Origin of the sequence: Bacillus sp. GbtcB10, assembly GCF_019091365.1 — a bacterium.
GTDB lineage: Bacteria > Bacillota > Bacilli > Bacillales > Bacillaceae > Bacillus > Bacillus altitudinis.
Genome location: NZ_JAGXJP010000147.1, coordinates 1 through 271, shown reverse-complemented (window position 1 = coordinate 271; position 271 = coordinate 1). Strand labels below are relative to the sequence as shown.

The window sequence follows — 271 nt, the reverse complement described above, 5'->3', positions numbered from 1 at the left end:
CGCCCAATCGGTGCATACTTACTTCCAGTGGCAGTCGCCATGAAGTTGTTCACTGTGAGTGTATACGTTTAATCGAAATCAACGGAAGAACCATCAGGCAGTTTTAAGTCGACTACTTTATATGTTTACGGATCGTACGAATAAGAAAAGCCTGAAATGCTATAATCCGGTCCAAATTGAGGAGATATTTGTGCTTCAATGATATCAACTAAATCTTTCCCCTTGGTGTCCAGCTTCACTAACACATTTCCGAATGGCTGAATATTATAGA

At 40.2% G+C, this 271-nt stretch carries 1 pseudogene; it reads right to left on the bottom strand.

The features are described 5' to 3' along the window. Positions 1–271, bottom strand: a pseudogene (locus KVT11_RS19915) (5'-nucleotidase C-terminal domain-containing protein); the annotation flags it as partial.